General features: G+C 66.2%; 20 protein-coding genes. 13 read left to right on the forward strand and 7 right to left on the reverse strand.

Annotated elements, in window-relative coordinates:
• On the forward strand, window positions 1–430 hold a 430-nt coding region (locus tag IPM80_14340; protein ID MBK8959567.1), incomplete at its 5' end, for a hypothetical protein.
• A gap of 12 nt (window positions 431–442) precedes the next feature.
• On the opposite strand, the gene IPM80_14345 is transcribed toward IPM80_14340, so the two are convergent.
• A complete protein-coding gene (locus IPM80_14345) occupies window positions 443–859 on the reverse strand; it encodes a hypothetical protein (protein ID MBK8959568.1) in 417 nt (138 codons plus the stop codon).
• A gap of 132 nt (window positions 860–991) precedes the next feature.
• Between IPM80_14345 and IPM80_14350 the strand changes: the two genes are divergently transcribed.
• The 10 genes from IPM80_14350 to IPM80_14395 all read left to right on the forward strand — a co-directional run bounded on the left by IPM80_14350 (window position 992) and on the right by IPM80_14395 (window position 7892).
• Window positions 992–1168, forward strand: coding sequence for a DUF1674 domain-containing protein (locus IPM80_14350; GenBank protein ID MBK8959569.1), 177 nt, complete (start codon window positions 992–994; stop codon window positions 1166–1168).
• Window positions 1169–1229: 61 nt separating this feature from the next.
• Complete coding sequence (gene sdhC / locus IPM80_14355) at window positions 1230–1619, forward strand: succinate dehydrogenase, cytochrome b556 subunit (GenBank protein MBK8959570.1); 390 nt, start codon at window positions 1230–1232, stop codon at window positions 1617–1619.
• On the forward strand, window positions 1616–1999 hold the full coding sequence (sdhD, locus tag IPM80_14360) for a succinate dehydrogenase, hydrophobic membrane anchor protein (protein ID MBK8959571.1): 384 nt from the start codon (window positions 1616–1618) through the stop codon (window positions 1997–1999). Before sdhC ends, sdhD begins: the two co-directional genes overlap by 4 nt.
• Before the next feature lie 11 nt (window positions 2000–2010).
• The gene (locus IPM80_14365) at window positions 2011–3801 is read left to right on the forward strand and encodes a succinate dehydrogenase flavoprotein subunit (protein ID MBK8959572.1); all 1791 of its coding nucleotides are present in this window, start codon (window positions 2011–2013) and stop codon (window positions 3799–3801) included.
• Window positions 3802–3815: 14 nt separating this feature from the next.
• Window positions 3816–4598, forward strand: coding sequence for a succinate dehydrogenase iron-sulfur subunit (locus tag IPM80_14370; GenBank protein MBK8959573.1), 783 nt, complete (start codon window positions 3816–3818; stop codon window positions 4596–4598).
• Between the two features lie 56 nt (window positions 4599–4654).
• Complete coding sequence (locus IPM80_14375; protein MBK8959574.1) at window positions 4655–4876, forward strand: succinate dehydrogenase assembly factor 2; 222 nt, start codon at window positions 4655–4657, stop codon at window positions 4874–4876.
• Entirely contained in the window at window positions 4873–5808 is a 936-nt protein-coding gene (locus tag IPM80_14380) for a folate-binding protein YgfZ (GenBank protein MBK8959575.1), read from the forward strand. Before IPM80_14375 ends, IPM80_14380 begins: the two co-directional genes overlap by 4 nt.
• The gene (locus IPM80_14385; GenBank protein ID MBK8959576.1) at window positions 5720–6829 is read left to right on the forward strand and encodes a hydrolase; all 1110 of its coding nucleotides are present in this window, start codon (window positions 5720–5722) and stop codon (window positions 6827–6829) included. Before IPM80_14380 ends, IPM80_14385 begins: the two co-directional genes overlap by 89 nt.
• A complete protein-coding gene (locus IPM80_14390; GenBank protein MBK8959577.1) occupies window positions 6819–7355 on the forward strand; it encodes a disulfide bond formation protein B in 537 nt (178 codons plus the stop codon). The genes IPM80_14385 and IPM80_14390 overlap by 11 nt, the downstream gene beginning before the upstream one ends.
• A gap of 12 nt (window positions 7356–7367) precedes the next feature.
• The gene (locus tag IPM80_14395; GenBank protein ID MBK8959578.1) at window positions 7368–7892 is read left to right on the forward strand and encodes a hypothetical protein; all 525 of its coding nucleotides are present in this window, start codon (window positions 7368–7370) and stop codon (window positions 7890–7892) included.
• A gap of 10 nt (window positions 7893–7902) precedes the next feature.
• On the opposite strand, the gene IPM80_14400 is transcribed toward IPM80_14395, so the two are convergent.
• The 3 genes from IPM80_14400 to ffh form a co-directional block, all read right to left on the reverse strand.
• Window positions 7903–8730 (reverse strand): class I SAM-dependent methyltransferase, encoded by an 828-nt coding sequence (locus tag IPM80_14400; GenBank protein ID MBK8959579.1) that lies wholly within the window; start codon window positions 8728–8730, stop codon window positions 7903–7905.
• 117 nt (window positions 8731–8847) lie between these two features.
• Window positions 8848–11139, reverse strand: a complete 2292-nt coding sequence (locus IPM80_14405; protein MBK8959580.1) for an NADP-dependent malic enzyme — start codon at window positions 11137–11139, stop codon at window positions 8848–8850.
• An 84-nt stretch (window positions 11140–11223) separates the two neighbouring features.
• Window positions 11224–12588 carry a signal recognition particle protein gene (gene ffh, locus IPM80_14410; GenBank protein ID MBK8959581.1) on the reverse strand — a complete coding sequence of 455 codons (1365 nt, stop codon included), beginning with the start codon at window positions 12586–12588 and terminating at the stop codon, window positions 11224–11226.
• 112 nt (window positions 12589–12700) lie between these two features.
• On the opposite strand from ffh, the gene ccsA reads away from it, so the two are divergent.
• A complete protein-coding gene (gene ccsA, locus IPM80_14415; GenBank protein ID MBK8959582.1) occupies window positions 12701–13501 on the forward strand; it encodes a cytochrome c biogenesis protein CcsA in 801 nt (266 codons plus the stop codon).
• A 23-nt stretch (window positions 13502–13524) separates the two neighbouring features.
• Window positions 13525–14835 (forward strand): HlyC/CorC family transporter, encoded by a 1311-nt coding sequence (locus tag IPM80_14420; GenBank protein MBK8959583.1) that lies wholly within the window; start codon window positions 13525–13527, stop codon window positions 14833–14835.
• Between the two features lie 102 nt (window positions 14836–14937).
• Here IPM80_14420 and radA read toward each other — a convergent pair whose 3' ends face one another.
• The 3 genes from radA to dnaB are packed head-to-tail and all read right to left on the reverse strand — an operon-like array spanning window position 14938 to window position 18780.
• A complete protein-coding gene (gene radA / locus IPM80_14425; protein MBK8959584.1) occupies window positions 14938–16308 on the reverse strand; it encodes a DNA repair protein RadA in 1371 nt (456 codons plus the stop codon).
• A gap of 7 nt (window positions 16309–16315) precedes the next feature.
• Window positions 16316–17383: an alanine racemase gene (gene alr / locus IPM80_14430; GenBank protein ID MBK8959585.1), complete on the reverse strand. Its 1068-nt coding sequence runs from the start codon at window positions 17381–17383 to the stop codon at window positions 16316–16318.
• Entirely contained in the window at window positions 17380–18780 is a 1401-nt protein-coding gene (gene dnaB / locus IPM80_14435) for a replicative DNA helicase (GenBank protein ID MBK8959586.1), read from the reverse strand. The genes alr and dnaB overlap by 4 nt, the downstream gene beginning before the upstream one ends.
• Between the last annotated feature and the right edge of the window lie 31 nt (window positions 18781–18811).

Raw genomic sequence — 18811 nt, forward strand, 5'->3', positions numbered from 1 at the left:
CGCCGAGTGCGCCACGCTGGGCGCGGGCGAGCTGCGTCGTCTCGTCGACATCGCCGCGCTGCTCGAACTGGCCTATGCGCTGCGCGGATTGCGCCAGCATCGCCGCGCCACGCCGCTGTTGTTGCCGCGCGATGCGTTGCGCGCGGCGGGTCTCGGCGACGACGCGGTGCGCGGCGCGCTCGATTCTCGGCCTTTGGTCGCGATGCTGGCGCCGTGGGCGGCGTGGCTGCGCACGCAATTGCTGGCGCACGGCGCCGCGCTGCCGCGCGCGCTGCGCCGTCGGCAGCGGCTGCTGCTGACGCTGGCGGCCTGCGCCGGCGAAGCGCTCGCGCTCACCGAGGCCGATGGCTGTCGCGTGCTGGAACAACGCGTCGACCTGCTGCCGCCGCGCAAGCTGTGGTTGGCATGGCGCATCGCCCATTGGGGCTGAGCGCGGCGCGTCTCATTGCCCATCGAGCGTCGCCGACTGCGCGCGGCGCACCCGCACCCGCAGCCGACGAAAGGCATCGGCCTCGACCATGTCGGGCAGCAGCACGACTTGTCGCGGAACGCCGTCGGCGCAGGCGAACACCAGGGTTGTGAACAGCGGCGACACCCAGGGCGCGCCGGCCAGGCGCGCGTCGAGTGCGCGACCGTCGCAAAATACGACACGCCACTGCTGGCGGGCATCGACTTCGACACGCGTGATTACGGTCTTGCGCGCCAGCGCGAGACTCCACGGCAGGTGCGCGAGCAGGGCCGCCAGCAGCACGTTGCGCTGCCATGAGGCGGGATAGGCCCACACCAGCAGCACGCACACCAGGCCATGCACGGCCAGCAACGCGCGCCGCAGCCAACGCGAGGGGCGAAGCTCGAGCACCACCGGTCCATGGAATCCATTCATCCTGCGGCCAAGCATAGGACGCCCGGCCTCGGCTTGAAATTAGGCGGTCATAAAAACATACTAGGCCGGCTCCGCCAGGAGCATTCCACTCAATCGACACCAGGCATCATGGCCACTGACGACGCCACCACTCCGCCGGCCGCGCCGCCCGCTGCGCAACCGGGCGACAAGGAGCCCGCCACACCGCCGGCCACCGACAGGCCGCGCGAATACGGTGGCCCCGCCGGCCTGGAACCGACCCGCTACGGTGATTGGGAACGCAAGGGACGATGCGTCGATTTTTGACTATCCGCTCGACGCCCAGGCGCGTCGGGCAACGCCGCAAACCAGCAAAGTGAAAAGAGCCATGGCCGCCAACCCACTATCACCGCATTTGCAAATCTACCGCCCGCAGCTGACCTCGGGCATGTCGATCATGCATCGCATCACCGGCATTGCGCTGTCGGCCGGCACGCTGGTGCTGCTGTATTGGCTGGTGGCCGCCGCGCAGGGCATGGAGAGCTACGAGGCGGCGCAGCGCTGCATCGGTTCGCTGCCCATGCAGCTGGTGATGGTCGGCTGGACCTTCGCTTTCTTCTACCACCTGTGTAACGGCGTGCGTCACCTGTTGTGGGACGTGGGTTGGGGTTTCGACATCCCCACCGCCTACAAGACCGGTTATATCGCGATTGGCGCGGCGGTGGTGTTGACGGTCCTGACCTGGGCCTGCGTCATCGCCCAAGGAGGCGCGGCATGAAACTCCGAACCGATCTGTCCCGCGTGCTGGGCCTGGGCTCGGCGCGCTCCGGCGCCCACCACTGGCTGCATCAACGCCTGTCGGCCATCGCCATCATCCCTCTCAGCCTGTGGTTCGTGACCGCCCTGCTCGGTCACATGAACGATGACGTCGTCGACCTGACCAACTGGATCCGTTCGCCGTTCGTGACCGTACTCCTGGTGGGACTCATCGCCGCGATGTTCTATCACGCCAAGCTCGGCCTGCAGGTGGTGATCGAAGACTACTTTCATTCCGATCTCGCCAAGGTGGTGCTGCTGATCGCGATGAAACTCGCTTGCGCCTTTGGTGCGCTGCTCGGCATCGTCTCGGTGCTCAAGATCTCTTTCGGAATGACCTGACGGAACACCCCATGCCTGCTGCATACCAACTCATCGAACACAAATACGACGTGGTCGTGGTCGGCGCCGGCGGCGCGGGCCTGCGCGCGACCTTCGGCATGGCCGAAGCCGGTCTCGCCACTGCCTGCCTGACCAAGGTCTTTCCGACCCGCAGCCACACGGTCGCCGCGCAGGGCGGCATGAGCGCGGCGCTCGGCAACATGGGGCCGGACGACTGGCGCTGGCACATGTACGACACCATCAAGGGCTCCGACTGGCTCGGTGACCAGGATGCCATCGAGTACATGTGCCGCGAAGCGATTCCGGCCGTCATCGAACTCGAACACTACGGCGTGCCGTTCTCGCGCACCGAAGCGGGCAAGATCTACCAGCGGCCGTTCGGCGGCATGACCACCAACTTCGGCGAAGGCATCGCGCAGCGCACCTGCGCGGCGGCCGACCGCACCGGTCACGCCATCCTGCACACGCTCTACCAGCAGTCCCTGAAGCACAAGGCCGAATTCCTCATCGAGTACTTCGCCATCGACCTGGTGATGGACAACGAAGGCGTGTGCCGCGGCGTGCTGGCCTGGGATCTGGCCGACGGCAGCCTGCACCTGTTCCGCGCCCACCAGGTGGTGCTGGCGACCGGCGGCTACGGGCGCAGCTATTTCTCGTGCACCTCGGCCCACACCTGCACCGGCGACGGCAACGGCATGGTGCTGCGCGCCGGCCTGCCGCTGCAGGACATGGAATTCACGCAGTTCCATCCGACCGGCATCTACGGCGCCGGTTGCCTCATCACCGAAGGCGTGCGCGGCGAAGGCGGCTACCTCACCAACTCCAAGGGTGAGCGCTTCATGGAGCGCTACGCGCCCAACGCCAAGGATCTCGCCTCGCGCGACGTGGTATCACGCTCGATGACCATCGAGATCCGCGAAGGTCGCGGTGTTGGTGACCAGGCCGATCACATCCACCTGCATCTCGAGCATCTGGGCGCCGACGTCATCAACTCGCGCCTGCCGGGCATCGCCGAATCGGCCGAGATCTTCGCCGGCGTCGACGTGACCCGCGAGCCCATCCCGGTGCTGCCGACCGTGCACTACAACATGGGCGGCATCCCGACCAACATCCACGGCGAAGTGGTCAACATCAAGAACGGCAACCCCGACGCGGTGGTGCCCGGCCTGATGTCCATCGGCGAAGCGGCCTGCGTGTCGGTGCATGGCGCCAACCGCCTCGGTTCCAACTCGCTGCTCGATCTCGTGGTGTTCGGTCGCGCCGCCGCCAAGCGCTGCGCCGCCACCATCAAGCCCGGCATGAGCCATGCGCCGTTGCCCAAGGACGCCACCGACGGCCTGCTCTCGCATTTCGATGCGCTGCGCCACGCCAACGGCAGCGAGTCGACCGCCAAGCTGCGTCTCGACATGCAGCGCACCATGCAGAACTACGCGGCGGTGTTCCGCACCGGCGACGTGCTGAACGAAGGCATCGTCAAGCTCAAGGAGACCTTCGAAGGCTTCAAGCACGTGAAGGTGTCCGACCGTTCCATGAAGTGGAACACCGACCTGGTCGAAACCCTGGAACTCGAGAACCTGCTCGGCTGCGCGATGGTGTCCATTGCCGCCGCCGCCAATCGCACCGAGAGCCGCGGCGCCCATGCGCGCGAGGACTACCCGGACCGCGATGACGAGAACTGGCAGAAGCACACCCTGACGACGCTCACCGACACGGGCGAAGTCGTCTTCGATTACCGCCCGGTGCACATGTACACGTTGACCGACGAGGTCGACGTGGTGCCGCCGAAGAAACGTACTTACTGAGCACGGATACCGTCATGGCTGAGTTCAAGCTGCCCGCCAATTCCCGCGTCACCGAGGGCAAGACCTACGGCAATGTCAGCGGCGCCAAGCGCGCCAAGACCTTCCAGATCTACCGCTGGGATCCGGATACGGGCGAGAACCCGCGCACCGACACCTATGTCATCGACCTCGACAAGTGCGGGCCGATGGTGCTGGACGCGATCCTCTACATCAAGAATGAAATCGACCCGACCCTGACCTTCCGCCGCTCGTGCCGCGAAGGTATCTGCGGTTCGTGCGCGATGAATATCGACGGCACCAACACCCTGGCCTGCACCAAGGCCACCTCGGCGGTCAACGGCACGGTCAAGATCTATCCCTTGCCGCACATGCCGGTGCTGAAGGACCTGGTGCCCGATCTCAGCCACTTCTACGCGCAGTACGCCTCCATCAAGCCGTGGCTGCAGAGCAAGTCGCCGGCGCCGCCGGACAAGGAGCGCCTGCAGTCGGTGGAAGACCGCGAAAAGCTCGATGGTCTTTACGAATGCATCCTGTGCGCGTGCTGCTCGACCAGCTGCCCGAGCTACTGGTGGAACGGCGAACGCTACCTCGGCCCGGCCGTGCTGCTGCAGGCCTATCGCTGGCTGGCGGACAGCCGCGACGAAGCCACCGGCGAACGTCTCGACGAACTCGAGGATCCGTTCCGTCTCTATCGCTGCCACACCATCATGAACTGCGCGAAGACCTGCCCCAAGGGTTTGAACCCGGCCAAGGCGATCTCGGAGATCAAGAAGATGATGGTACAGCGCACGCTGTAAGCGGCGCGGTGGACCCGACCCATCAAAGCAAGCTGCGCTGGCGTTGCCGGCGCGGCATGCGCGAACTGGATCTCCTGCTCGCCGGTCATCTCGACCGCCACGCCGACACGCTCGCCGGCCACCCTCTCGAAGTCTTCGAACGCCTGCTGGAAGCGACCGACATGGATCTCTACGCGTGGTTCACCGGCCGCGAGATCTCGGACGACGCCGAGCTCGCCGCGCTGGTCGCGACCATCGTGTACGAAGCGCCGCCCGGGCGCAGCGGCCCGCGCCCGTGAGCGGCGTCAATCCTTTTCTCGCGGCGAACCCGACCGATGACGGCGCCGCGCTGGTGACGGCACCGTGCAAATCGGCGCGCAGCGCGCTCGCGGTCGTGCATGTCAGCGGAGACGAGGCGCACGAGTTCCTGCACGGCCAGTTCAGCGCCGACCTGCGCGCGCTCAGCGCCGGTGATACGCGCGTGACGGCATGGCTGAGCCCCAAGGGACGCGTGCTGTTCATGCCGCGCGTGGTGCGCGGCGCCGGCCACGACTTCCTGCTCGTGCTGCCCGCCGCCCAGTGCGCGGCGTTCTGCAAGCGCCTCAGGATGTTCGTGCTGCGCGCCAAGGTCGTGATCGAGGAATGCACGGCCAGCCACGGCGTGCTGGTCATCGATGCGGCGCCGGGCCACGCACCGCCCATGCCATCGCTCGCCGACGGCGTGGTGGCGGCGCGCGACGGCGAACGCCTGTGGCTGCTCGGTCCGCGTCCCGCCCTCGCCACGCTGTGGGACGCCCTGGCGCTGCCCGCGCAGAACGCCGCCGGCGCGTGCCTCGCCGACATCGCGCGCGGCGACATCACGCTCGACGCCACGCTCAGCGACGAATTCCTGCCGCAGGAGCTCGATCTTGATGTGCGCGAGGGCGTGAGCTTCAACAAGGGCTGCTACCCCGGCCAGGAGATCGTGGCGCGGGTGAAGTTTCGCGGCGCGGTCAAACGCCGCGTGCAACGCCTGGCACTGACCGCCGGCGCAATGCCGGCCGTCGGCACGCGACTGCTGGGCGACGACGACGCGCATCACGGCACGGTGCTCGTGAGCGCCGCGCGTGAGCCCGGGCACGGCGAGTTGCTGGCGGTCGTCGATGTCGACAGCGGCCCGCTGCGCGTCGCCGCGATGCCCAGCATCACGGTCACGCCCTTGCCCCTGCCCTACGCCGTGCCCGGTGCCTGACACGCGCCACGGCCGTGTCGTGCCGGCACGCGGTTTCAAACCCGCGCGCTGGTTGCCCGGCCCGCATCTGCCGACGCTGTGGGCAGCGCTATGCCGCCCGGTGCAGGCGCCAGCCCTCAACCACGAAAGGCTGGAACTCGCCGACGGCGACTTCCTCGATCTCGCCTTCACACCCGACAACGGCGGTCCGCTGGTGCTGCTGTTGCACGGCCTCGAAGGCAGCCATCGCTCACCCTATGCGCGCGCCATGCTGGCCGCGCTGCACGCCGCCGGTTATCGCGGCGTGTTGATGCATTTTCGCGGCTGCAGCGGCGAGCCCAATCGCCTGCCGCGCAGCTATCACTCCGGCGATACCGGCGATGCGGCGAGCGTGGTCGCACATCTCCGGACGCGCCATGGCGCGCCGCCGTTTGCCGCCATCGGCTATTCGCTGGGCGGCAACGTGCTGTTGAAATGGCTGGGCGAATGCGGCGCCGACGCGCCGTTCACGACCGCGGTGGCGGTGTCGGTGCCTTTCGATCTCGCGGCCTGCGCCGACCGCTTGGCGCAAGGCGCTTCGCGTCTCTACCAATGGCATCTCGTGCGCAGCATGCAGGCGCGCTTCACCGCCAAGTTCGGCGCTGGCGCCAATCCGCTCGGCATCACCGACATCCGCGCGCTGGACAGCTTCTGGCGCTTCGACGACGCCGTCACCGCGCCCCTGCACGGTTTTCGCGATGTGCACGATTACTACGCGCGCGCGAGCTGTCGCGCGTGGCTCTCGCGCATCGCCATCCCCACGCTCATCCTGCATGCCGAGGACGATCCCTTCGTGCCGGCCCATGCCATTCCGCGCGCCGCGGAACTCGCGCCCGAGGTCAGTCTCGAACTGTCGACCGGTGGCGGGCATGTCGGCTTCGTGGCCGGCGCCGTGCCGGGCTTCGCCCGTTACTGGCTGGAGGCACGCATCGTCGCCCATCTCGACCTGCTGCGACCACAGTCGGCGCGCGGCGATGCGGGCTACAATGCGCATGGGTCTTGAACCGGGGGCTGTCGTGTCGAATCTGAATCCGCGTCTTTTGTTTGGGCTGACGGCCGCGTTCTGCGCCGCCCTGCTCGGCAATGGCTACTACCTGCAGTTCGTCCAGCACCTGGAACCCTGCCCGATGTGCATCTTCCAGCGCCTGTGTTACGCGGCCATCGTCGTCATCACCGTGCTCGGCGTCGTGCATGGCCCGCGTCGCGGCGGCGTGTACGTGTACGGCGTGTTGACGCTCATCGCGGCCGCCATCGGCGCCGGCATCGCCGGCCGCCAGACCTGGTTGCAGCACCTGCCGGAAGACCAGGTACCAGCCTGCGGCCCGGGTCTCGAATACATGCTCGAACAGTTTCCCCTCGCGCAGGTGATCAAGCAGGCCCTGCGCGGCACCGGTGAATGCGCGGTGGTCGACTGGACCTTCCTGACGCTGTCGATCGCCGAATGGTCGCTGATTTGTTTCAGCGCCATCTTCCTCACCCATACCGTGTTCATGTGGTCGCGCGCCACCGCCAGGCCGCGCCTGTTCTGAAGGAGTTTCGAGATGATGATGTCCGCCGTCGCCAGGCTGCGCGCCGCGTTCGCGCTGGTCGCCGTGTTGTGCGCCAGCCCTTTCAGCGGCGCGCACGCCGAACCCTTCGCCGACCACGCGCTGCGCGGCATGCACCGTGTGAACGTCGCGGTGGAAGGCGTGAACGCCGATTTTGCTCGCTACGGCCTCGGCGCCGACGAACTGCGCCGGCATGTCGAGGCGCGGCTCACGGCGGCCGGTCTCGAGACCGCCGACGACGCGAGCGCGCAAAGCGATGCCGCGGTCGGACAGCTGCGCGTGAAACTGACCGCCGTCGAGAGCAGCTACGGTTTCTATTCCTACGCCGTGGCGCTGCAGGCGCGACGCAAGATCCCGCTGTCCGCCGACGGCGGCTTCGTGTCGCAGAACGTGTGGGCCAATGGCCAGAGCGGCATCAGCAATCCCAGCGATCTCGGCAAGATCTTCGGCGTGGTCGATGAGCTGCTGACCGCCTTCGTCAGCGCCCACGGCAGCGACAACGTCGCCGCCGCACATTGAGCGCGCGCCCTCAGTCCTCGTAGAACGTCAGTTTCATCGGCGTCTGCGCCTGGCGCGCGTGCATCTGCGTGCGCGTCTTCACGTCGTCATACACGCCGCTCAGCCAACGCCGCTCGCTCATCGGCCAGCGGCTGAAGGAGCGTTCCGCCGGCGATATCTCGGCACCGGCGACGGGCTTCTCCAGCACGATCACCACGCAGCGAATCGCATCCTTGGGATCAAGCGAGATTTCGCGAATGCGATAGTCGACCTCTGCCAGGCCCGCGTCGAGCAGCGCCGCGCTGATGCGCGCGCCGGTCTGGTTGTGGCCGACCGCCGCGGTGCGATTGCCTTCGAACTGGAACAGGAACAGGCCGCCGGGCGCCAGCACGCGTAGCGCTTCGCGAATGTAGTTCAGCACCACCTCGGCATCGGTGATGTGCTGGAACACGCCGGCCGACACGCAGTAGTCGACGCTGTTGTCGGCCACCGGTATCGAGGCGCCGTCGTTCAGCACGGTGGTGATGTTGGGCAGGCCGGCGCAATAACGCCGCGCGCGCGACAGCATCACGCGCGAGATGTCGACGCCGGTCACGTGCTTGAAGCGGCAGGCCAGCGGCCGCAGAAAGCGCCCCACACCGCAGCCGATCTCCAGCAGGTGGGCGGTGCTCGCCTCGACGCGGCCGTATTCGTCAAAGCGCTCCATCATGCGATCGACAAAGCGCACGCCGGTCAGGTGGAACTCGGCCGGGTCCCAACGGTGACCGCGCTCCAGATGCGATATGAAGCCGAAGCGGCTCTTGAGACTGAGCAGATTCCACAGCCAGCGCATGCTGGCGACGTTGCGGTTGCTTTCCATTGCCTTCCCCCCTTGTTCGCGAGCGGCCGTTCGATGTGCGAATGAATTCGCACCTACAGCGGACGGGCGCGCCTTGCCTGTAGGTGCGAATTCATTCGCACACCGGCCGCCATGTCCTCACCCGCGCGCGGCCGTCAACTGCGCGTCCACCACCGCCAGCGCGCTCATGTTCTGCACGCGCCTGACGGTCGCCGACGGCGTCAAGATGTGTGCCGGGTAGCGGCAGCCGAGCAGGATCGGGCCGACCGACACGCCCTCGCCCATCACCGTCAGCAGGTTGAGCGCGATGTTGGCGGCGTCCATGCTCGGCATGACGAGCAGATTGGCCTGCCCTTCCAGGCTCGAATCGGCCAGCGCCTTGTGGCGTATGTTCGGCACCAGCGCCGCGTCGGCCTGCATTTCGCCGTCGACCTCCAGCTCCGGCGCCCGCGCATGGATCAAGGCCAGCGCTTCGCGCATGCGCAGCGCGCTGTCGCTGTCGCGCGTGCCGAAGTTGGAATGGGACAGCAGCGCAATCTTGGGCGGCAGGCCGAAGCGTCGCACCTGCTCGGCGGCGAGGATGGTGCTTTCGGCGATCTGCGCGGCGCTGGGCTCGGCATGCACGTAGGTGTCGCACAGGAACAGCGTGCCCTTGCGCAGCACCAGCACGTTCATGGCCGCCATGTCGCTGACGCCGGCGCGCGTGCCGAGCAGGTCGCGCACATGGCGCAGGTGTTCGTGATACTCGCCGGCGAGACCACACAGCATGGCGTCGGCGGCGCCCTTGCGCACCAGCAGCGCCGCGATCACGGTGGTGTTCGCGCGTAACACGTCGCGCGCGTCCTGCAGGGTCACGCCGCGGCGCTTCATCACCGCGTGATATTCCTCGACGTATTCGCGATAGCGTTCGTCCGATTCCGGGTTGACCACTTCGAAGTCGCGCTCGGCCAGCATGCGCAGGCCGAGGTCGGCAATGCGTTTCGCGATCACCTGCGGACGTCCGACCAGCACCGGCCGCGCGATGCCGTCGTCGACCACCGATTGCACGGCGCGCAGCACCGTGCCCGCTTCGCCATCGGCATAGGCGATGCGCTTCTTGTCCTGGCGCGCGCGCTCGAACAGCGGCTTCATCAGCAGCACCGACTGGAACACGAACTTGCTGAGCTGCTCGCGGTAGTCCTTCAAGCTCGCCAGCGGACGCGTCGCCACGCCGCTCTGCATGGCGGCCTGCGCCACCGCCGGCGCGAGCTCGGTGATGAGACGCGGATCGAAGGGCTTGGGAATGAGGTAGTCCGGCCCGAAGCTCATGCCGTCACCGCCGTAGGCCGCGACCACCACTTCCGACGCCTCCTGGCGCGTGAGGCGCGCCAGTGCGTGCACGCAGGCGAGCTTCATCTCCTCGGTGATGGTGGTGGCGCCGACGTCCAAGGCGCCGCGGAAGAGATAGGGGAAACACAGCACGTTGTTGACCTGGTTCGGATAGTCCGAACGTCCAGTCGCGATCAGGGCATCAGGCCGCGCGGCGCGCGCCACTTCCGGCAGGATCTCGGGGGTCGGATTGGCGAGCGCCAGGATCAGGGGTTTCGGCGCCATGGTCTTGACCATCTCCGCCGACAGCACGCCGGGGCCCGACAGGCCGAGGAAGATGTCGGCGCCGACGATGGCCTCGGCCAGCGTGCGGTGTGCGGTCTTGCGCGCAAAGAACGCCTTGTGTTCGTCCATCTGCTCATCGCGACCTTCGTAGATCACGCCCGCCCGGTCGGTGACGAGAATGTTCTCGCGCGGCAGACCGAGCGAATACAAGAGGCGCAGGCAGGCAATGGCCGCCGCGCCGGCGCCGGACGCCACCAGTTTCACGTCGGCGATGTTCTTGTCGACCACTTCCAAGGCATTGATGATGGCCGCGGCCGAGATGATCGCGGTGCCGTGCTGGTCATCATGGAAGACCGGGATCTTGATGCGGTCCTTCAGCTTCTGCTCGACGAAAAAACACTCGGGCGCCTTGATGTCCTCGAGATTGATACCGCCGAAGGTCGGCTCGAGGCTGGCGATGATGTCGACCAGCTTGTCCGGGTCGGTTTCATTGATCTCGATATCGAATACGTCGATGCCGGCGAACTTCTTGAACAGCACACCCTTGCCTTCCATCACCGGCTTGGCGGCCAGCGGCCCGATGGCGCCGAGACCGAGCACCGCCGTGCCGTTGGTGATCACCGCCACCAGGTTGCCGCGCGCGGTATACAGGGACGCGGTGTTGGGATCGGCGACAATCGCCTCGCAGGGCGCGGCCACGCCCGGGGAATAGGCCAGCGCGAGATCGTTCTGGTTGGCGAGCGGTTTGGTCGGGGCGATTTCGATTTTGCCCGGCCGCGGATTGACGTGGTACTCGAGGGCGCGCGCGTAGAGATCGTCGTCTTTGCGTGTCGTCACAGTGCAGGGCTCCGTTCAGGTGGAAGGCGCGGCGCCGCGATGCCGTACGAGCATCGTTTCACCGCGTGCCGCGGAGCACTGCCCTCATTGCATGGGAAAGCCAGGCGGCATCTGCCCGCGCATTCCACGCATGAGGTTCTTCAGCGCTCCCTTCTTGGTCATCTTCTTCATCATCTTCTGCATCTGCAGGAACTGCTTGAGCAGCTTGTTGACGTCCTGCACCTGGGTGCCGGAGCCATTGGCGATGCGCACCTTGCGCGAAGCCTTGATGATGGCCGGGAACTCGCGTTCCTGCGGCGTCATGGAATCGATGATAGCGGCCAGCTTGGTCAGTTCCTTGTCATTGACCTGGTTCTTGACCTTGTCCGGCAGGTCGCCCATGCCGGGCAGCTTGCCGAGCAGCGCCTGCATGCCGCCCATATTGCGCATCTGGTCTATCTGGTCGCGAAAGTCCTGCAGATCGAAGCCCTTGCCCTTCTTGAGCTTCTCGGCGACTTTCATCGCCTTTTCCTGGTCGACCTTCTGCTCGACTTCCTCGATCAGCGACAACACGTCGCCCATGCCGAGGATGCGCGACGCCACGCGATCCGGGTGGAAGGGTTCGAGACCGTCGGTCTTCTCACCGGTGCCGAGGAACTTGATGGGCTTGCCGGTCACGCGACGTACCGACAGTGCCGCGCCGCCACGCGCGTCACCATCGGTCTTGGTCAACACCACGCCGGTCAAGGGCAGCGCATCGTTGAATGCGCGCGCGGTGGCGACCGCGTCCTGGCCCATCATCGAGTCGATGACGAACAGCGTTTCATGGGGCTGGGTGGCGCCGTGGATGCGCTTGATCTCGTCCATCATCTCGGCGTCGATGGCGAGACGCCCGGCGGTGTCGACGATGAGCACGTCGCAGAAGTCACGCTTGGCCGCGTCGATGGCGGCCAGCGCGATGGCTTCCGGGCGGGTGTTGGCCGGTGTCGGGTAGCAGTGCGCGCCGACCTCCTTGGCCAGCACCGCGAGCTGCTCGATGGCGGCCGGCCGGTAGATGTCGCAGCTCACCATGCCGATGCGCTTCTTGTCGTTCTCGATGAGACGCCGCGCGAGCTTGGCCGAGGTGGTGGTCTTGCCGGAACCCTGCAGGCCCGCCATCAGCACCACCACCGGCGGCGTGGCGGCGAGGTCGAGTGCGCGATTCTCCTCGCCCATCAGGCGCGTGAGTTCGTCGCGCACCACGCGAATCAGGGCCTGGCCCGGCGTCAGCGTGCCGATCACTTCCTCGCCGACCGCGCGCCCCCGCACCTCGGCAATGAAGTCGCGCACCACTTCCAGACCGACGTCGGCCTCGAGCAGGGCAATGCGAACGTCGCGCAGCGCTTCCTCGATGTTTTCCTCGGACAGGCGCGCACGCCCCGAGAGATTCTTGACGACGGCGCTCAGCCGACCAGTGAGGTTATTGAACATGCGGGCGCTTCGGATTGGCTGGTTTTGGGGGCCGGAGTCGGGCTCCGGGTGCGCTTCATTAGCTGTGGCAATTATGCCATCATCGGTGCCCGGTAGCCCTCATCCCACGCCCATGAATGTATTTATTTTCGGGCTCGCGGCCATCGCCCTGTACCTCACGGTGGCGGTCAAGACGTCCGAAATAGCGCGCGCCGCGCCGAGTTCCTACGCGCCGCGCCCGACCACCGCGGCCCTGGCGTTCGCCGCCCTCGCCTCCCACGCGTTGGCGCTGTATCCCATGATGATCACGAACGAAGGCATCAACCTCGGCATCTTCAGTGCCGCGTCGCTGGTGGCATGGCTGATTGCCGGCATCGCCATCATCGCCACGCTGCGCGCACCGGTGGCGAGCCTGGCGGTGGTGATCCTGCCGTTCACCGCTGTCATCGTCGGCGTGTCCCTGCTGTTCACCGATCAACGCCTGTTGCAACACCTGCCGGCCGGCCTCGCCCTGCACATCGGCCTGTCGCTGATCGCCTACAGCCTGTTCGCCATCGCCGCGCTGCAGGCGCTGTACCTGAACTACGCCCAGCGCCGTTTGAAAACGCACACGCCGGTGCTGCGCTTCCTGCCGCCGCTGGCGACCATGGAACAGCTCCTGTTCCAGCTGACCGGCATCGCGTTCGCGCTGCTGAGCCTCGGCCTGATGGTCGGCGTGCCCTACATCCAGGACGTGCGCGCCCAGCACCTCGGTCACAAGATCGTGTTCTCGGCGCTGGCCTGGGCCACCTTCGCCGTGTTGCTGGTCGGTCGCTACCGCTGGCACTGGCGCGGACGTCGCGCCGTGAAGATCCTCATCGCCGGATTCGCGCTGTTGGCGCTGGGTTTCTTCGGCTCCAAGTTCGTCCTCGAGCTGGTCCTGCACCGCCCCTGATGGAAGGCGTGCATCTCACCGACATGGACGGCCAACCGATGATCATGTTGGCCATCCTGCTGGTGGTCCTGATCCTGGCCTCGGCGTTCTTCTCGAGTTCCGAGACGGCGATGATGACGCTCAACCGTTATCGCCTGAAACATCTTGCCGAGCGCGGTCATCGCGCCGCGCAGTCAGCGCAGAAGCTGCTGGAACGCCCCGACCGTCTGATCAGCCTGCTGCTGTTCGGCAACAACTTCATCAATATCCTGATCGGCCAGATTGCCACCGTGGTGACGCTGCAACTGTGGGGTGAGCACGCGCTGATCGCCTCGGCCGCGGTGGTGACGGCGCTGGTGCTGGTGTTCGCCGAGGTGGTGCCCAAGACCCTTGCCGCCATCCACCCTGAACGCATCGCCTTTCCCGCCGCTTTCGTGCTGCGGCCGCTGCAGTTCGTGCTGTGGCCGTTCGTGTGGCTGTTGAACTGGATCTCGAACGGCGTGTTGGCGGTGCTCGGCGTGCGCGAGCTGAAACGCGCGCGCGAGTCCTTGAGCCGCGAGGAGCTGCGCACGGTGGTCAAGGAAGCGGGCGCCATGATCCCGCAGCAGCACCAGCAGATGCTGTTCGGCATTCTCGACCTGGAAACCGCCACGGTCGAAGACATCATGGTGCCGCGCGGCGACATCTATGGCATCGACCTCGACGACGAATGGCCGGACGTGCTGGAGCAGCTCATGAACTGCCGCCACACGCGCGTGCCATGTTATTCGGGCAATATCGACAACATCGAAGGCCTGTTGCACCTGCGCCGCTTGTCCAAGACCCTGCGCTCGGGCGACGACTTCACGGTCGCCGATCTGCGCGCGCTGCTGGTCGAACCCTACTACGTGCCGATGACCACCGATCTGTACGTGCAACTGCTCAACTTCCAGAAGCAGAAGCAGCGCATCGCCTTCGTGGTGGACGAATACGGCGACATCGAAGGCCTCGTCACGCTCGAAGACCTGCTGGAGGAAGTGGTGGGCGAATTCACCACCGATCCGCAGATCTATGCGCGCGACGTCTACCCGCAGGAAGACGGCAGCTTCCTGGTCGACGGCAGCGCCAACATCCGCGCCATCAACCGCGTGTACGGCTTCGGCTTGCCGACCGCCGGCCCCAAGACCGTCAACGGCCTCATCCTCGAAACCCTGGAAGACATTCCCATCACCGGCACCGCGTTCCGGCTCGGCCACATCACCATCGAGATCGTGCAGACCGCCGAACGCGCGGTGAAGACCGCGCGCCTGACCCTGGCCGGCTTCGGCCCCACGCGCAGCAGCGCGCAGGAGTTTCACCACGACGGCGACGGCTGAGCGCGGCTCAGTGCGCGGCGCGGCGGGAGGGGCGGCGGTCATGTGGGCGAGGCGTCCTGCGCCGCGGAACGAAGTCCCCGGCATGGCATTGCCTGACCACAATCAGCTGTCGAAGGACCTGCTGACCTCGAGCGCTTCCTCGAGGCGCGTGACGACGTGCACTTCCATGTCGACGGGCAAAGGTTTGGGCGCATTGCCCTTGGGCACGATGGCGCGCCTGAAGCCATGCTTGGCCGCTTCACGCAGACGTTCCGGTCCGCCGGTCACCGGGCGTATTTCGCCAGCCAGGCCAATCTCGCCGAAGGCCACGAGATCCATGGGCAAGGGCTTGTTGCGCAGGCTGGACAGCACCGCCATCAGGATCGCGAGGTCGGCGCCGGTCTCGGTGACGCGCACGCCGCCGACGATGTTGGCATAGACGTCCATGCCGGCGGTCGACACGCCGCCGTGGCGATTCAAGACCGCGAGCAACATAGACAGGCGATTCTGATCGATGCCGACCGTCACGCGCCGGGCGTTGCCGAGCTGCGATTCATCGACCAGTGCCTGCACTTCCACCAGCAAGGGTCGCGTGCCTTCGCGCGTGATCATCACCACCGAGCCCGGTACCGGCTCTCCGTGGCGTGACAGCAGGATGGCGCTCGGATTGCTGACCTCGCGCAGGCCGCCATCGCTCATCGCGAACACGCCCAGTTCATTGACCGCGCCGAAGCGGTTCTTGATGGCGCGGATCATGCGATAGCGACCATCGGGGTCGCCTTCGAAATAGAGCGTGGCATCGACCATGTGTTCGAGCACGCGCGGACCGGCGATGGACCCATCCTTGGTGACATGACCAATCAGGTACACGGCGGTGCCGCTGGACTTGGCGAAGCTGACCAGGCGGCCCGCGCATTCGCGCACCTGCGCAACGCTGCCGGGCGGTGACTGCAGGCTTTCACTGAACACCGTCTGGATGGAATCGATGGCCATCACCGCCGGCTTCAAGCGCGCCGCTTCATCGAGCACCCGATCGATGTCGGTTTCGGTCAACAGCAGAAGATCATCGCTCGGCAGTTTCAGGCGCTCGGCGCGCAACGCTATCTGCGACGCCGATTCCTCACCGCTCACATACAGCGCGGTGACGTGGGCGAGATGTTTGACCGCCGACAGGCTCTGCAGCAACAAGGTGGTCTTGCCGATGCCGGGATCGCCGCCGAGCAGCACCACCGACCCCGTCACCAGGCCACCGCCGAGCACGCGGTCGAGTTCGGTCAAACCAGTGGCGAGCCGCGGCGTTTCCTCGCGCTCCACTTCCGACAGCGCATGCACGCGCGCCGGCGTGCCGCTCATGCGCCCGCGTCGCTCGTTGCCTGCGGTAACCACGGTCTCGACGATGGAATTCCATTCGTTGCAGTCGGTGCACTGGCCGGTCCACTTGCTGAACACCGCGCCGCAACGCTGACATTGAAACTGCTTCCTGGCTTTCACCATGCTTCCTTCACGGTTCGCCTTCCTCGTACTGCGCGCGCATGCGCACGCGACACAGGAGTTCGTAGGGAATGGTGCCCGAGGCGCGCGCAACTTCCTCGATAGGCAGGCCCTCGCCCCACAAGGTCACGGCATCGCCGAAGCGTGCGTCGGGCACCGGCCGCAAATCGACCGTCATCATGTCCATCGAGCAATGGCCGATGACCTGGGTGCGGATGCCGCGCACCAGGATTGGCGTGCCGGTCTGCGCGTGGCGCGGATAACCATCGCCGTAACCATAGGCGAGCACGCCGACCGGCATGTCCTCCGGACACACGTAGGCGCCGCCGTAACCGACCGCCTCGCCGGCACGCACCTGGCGCACCGAGATCAAGCGTGAGCGCAAGGTCATGACCGGCTGCAAGCCGAGGTCACGGCCGACTTCATGATCGAAGGGCGACACGCCGTACAGCATCAGTCCCGGCCGCACCCAGTCGCCGTGGGCACGCGTGTAGCCGAGCACCGCGCCGGAGTTGGCGAGACTGCGCTCGCCGGCCTCTTCGGCAAGCAAGGCTTCGAAACGTTCGATCTGCGCATGCACGCTGGCGTCGCCGCGATGATGGGTGTTGGCGAAATGGGTCATGAAACGCAGCGGCACGTCGAGCGCACGGGCGCGCGCGATGGCGTCGGCCGCATGCTCGGGCGAGAAGCCGAGGCGATGCATGCCGGTGTCGAACTTCAGCCACAGCACGCGCGGCTTCGGCGCGCCGACCAGCATGTCGAGCTGCTCGTGGTTGTGCACCACCACCTCGAGACCGAGAGCGTTGACGAGTTCCAGCTCGGCCGCTTCGAAGGGACCTTCCAGCAGTACGATGGGTTTACCGATACCAGCCTCGCGGATGGTCACCGCTTCTTCGATGGCCGCCACCGCGAAGGCATCGGCGCCGTCGAAGATGCGCGCCATGCGCGCGATGCCATGGCCATAGCCGTCGGCCTTGATCACCGCCATCACGCGCGCGCCAGGCGCATGACGGCGCACCCACTCGAGATTGTGCCGGGCCGCCCGTGGATTGATGATGACCCGCGCGGGTCGCGTCATTCGCGCGACTCGTGAACGTAGTCGTGGGCCAGGTTCTCGAAGCTGGTGTATTCGCCGAAGAAGCGCAGCTTGCGTGAACCGATCGGGCCGTTACGCTGTTTGCCGATGATGATCTCGGCAATGCCCTTGTCGACGGTGTCCTCGTTGTAGACCTCGTCGCGGTAGATGAACATGATGACGTCGGCGTCCTGCTCGATGGCGCCTGACTCGCGGAGATCCGACATCACCGGGCGCTTGTCCTGGCGGTTTTCAAGACTGCGATTCAGCTGCGACAAGGCAATCACCGGACACGACAATTCCTTGGCCAGCGCCTTCAGCGAGCGCGAGATTTCCGAGATCTCGGTGGCGCGATTCTCTTTCGAACCTGGTACCTGCATGAGCTGCAGGTAGTCGATGACGATGAGACCGATGCCGTGCTCGCGCGCCAGGCGCCGGCAACGCGCGCGCAGATCGCTGGGCGTCAGGGCCGGCGTATCGTCGATGAACATCTTCGCTTCCGACAGGATGCCGACCGAATGCGTGAGACGCGGCCAGTCGTCATCGCTCAAACGACCGGTACGCATCTTGTGCGCATCGATGCGGCCGAGCGAGGACATCATGCGCATGGCCAGCTGCTCGCTCGGCATTTCCATGCTGAACACCGCCACCGGCAGCTCTTCCTTGATGGCCGCATGCTGGGCGATGTTGATGGCGAACGCGGTCTTACCCATGGACGGGCGGCCGGCGATGATCACGAGGTCTGACTTCTGCAGGCCCGAGGTCATGTTGTCCAACTCGAAAAAGCCGGTGGCGACGCCGGTGATGGGGTTGTCGCGCTGGAACAGCATGTCGATGCGATCGAGCGCATCGACCAACAGGTCCTTCAGGGGCCGAAAGCCGCGGCGGCCTTTCGATTCGCGCTCGGCGATTTCGAACACCAGGCTCTCGGCGAGATCGAGCAGTTCGTCGGGATTGCGGCCCTCGGTACGGAATGCGCTTTCGGCAATCTGGGTGCCGGCGCTGATCAGGCCGCGCAGGATCGAGCGCTGCCGCACGATGTCGGCATAGGCGGCGATGTTGGCGGCGCTGGGCGTGTTTTCGGCGAGCTGGCCGAGATAGGCCATGCCACCGACGTCCGACAGCTGCTCATGGGTGCGCAGCCACTCGGCGAGCGTGACGACGTCGAACGGCTTGTTGTCGTTCGACAGCATCTCGATGGCGCGAAAGATGTTCGCATGATCGCGACGGTAGAAATCGTCGCTGGTCAGACGCTCGACGACGTTGGGCCAGGCCTCGTTGTCGAGCATGAGTCCGCCGAGCACGGCCTGCTCGGCTTCTATCGAATGGGGCGGAACCTTGAGCGCTTCGAGCTCGCTATCGAAGGGCGCGCGGCTCGCCGCGGAGTACTCCACCGCCATCGCTACACCTCAGCGCGGCAGGCGCCGCTCG

It is taken from the genome of Pseudomonadota bacterium (assembly GCA_016719885.1).
In the GTDB taxonomy this organism is placed as follows: Bacteria; Pseudomonadota; Gammaproteobacteria.

Excerpts from the sequence above, each read along its gene's own strand:
- IPM80_14420 (MBK8959583.1), top strand. The coding sequence starts at position 13,525 with ATGGACGGCCAACCGATGATCATGTTGGCCATCCTGCTGGTGGTCCTG.
- radA (MBK8959584.1), bottom strand. The coding sequence starts at position 16,308 with ATGGTGAAAGCCAGGAAGCAGTTTCAATGTCAGCGTTGCGGCGCGGTG.
- dnaB (MBK8959586.1), bottom strand. The coding sequence starts at position 18,780 with ATGGCGGTGGAGTACTCCGCGGCGAGCCGCGCGCCCTTCGATAGCGAG.
- IPM80_14375 (MBK8959574.1), top strand. The coding sequence starts at position 4,655 with ATGCGCGAACTGGATCTCCTGCTCGCCGGTCATCTCGACCGCCACGCC.
- sdhC (MBK8959570.1), top strand. The coding sequence starts at position 1,230 with ATGGCCGCCAACCCACTATCACCGCATTTGCAAATCTACCGCCCGCAG.
- IPM80_14390 (MBK8959577.1), top strand. The coding sequence starts at position 6,819 with ATGGGTCTTGAACCGGGGGCTGTCGTGTCGAATCTGAATCCGCGTCTT.
- alr (MBK8959585.1), bottom strand. The coding sequence starts at position 17,383 with ATGACGCGACCCGCGCGGGTCATCATCAATCCACGGGCGGCCCGGCAC.
- IPM80_14385 (MBK8959576.1), top strand. The coding sequence starts at position 5,720 with ATGTCGACAGCGGCCCGCTGCGCGTCGCCGCGATGCCCAGCATCACGG.
- ccsA (MBK8959582.1), top strand. The coding sequence starts at position 12,701 with ATGAATGTATTTATTTTCGGGCTCGCGGCCATCGCCCTGTACCTCACG.
- ffh (MBK8959581.1), bottom strand. The coding sequence starts at position 12,588 with ATGTTCAATAACCTCACTGGTCGGCTGAGCGCCGTCGTCAAGAATCTC.
- IPM80_14395 (MBK8959578.1), top strand. The coding sequence starts at position 7,368 with ATGATGATGTCCGCCGTCGCCAGGCTGCGCGCCGCGTTCGCGCTGGTC.
- IPM80_14365 (MBK8959572.1), top strand. The coding sequence starts at position 2,011 with ATGCCTGCTGCATACCAACTCATCGAACACAAATACGACGTGGTCGTG.
- IPM80_14350 (MBK8959569.1), top strand. The coding sequence starts at position 992 with ATGGCCACTGACGACGCCACCACTCCGCCGGCCGCGCCGCCCGCTGCG.
- IPM80_14400 (MBK8959579.1), bottom strand. The coding sequence starts at position 8,730 with ATGGAAAGCAACCGCAACGTCGCCAGCATGCGCTGGCTGTGGAATCTG.
- IPM80_14370 (MBK8959573.1), top strand. The coding sequence starts at position 3,816 with ATGGCTGAGTTCAAGCTGCCCGCCAATTCCCGCGTCACCGAGGGCAAG.
- sdhD (MBK8959571.1), top strand. The coding sequence starts at position 1,616 with ATGAAACTCCGAACCGATCTGTCCCGCGTGCTGGGCCTGGGCTCGGCG.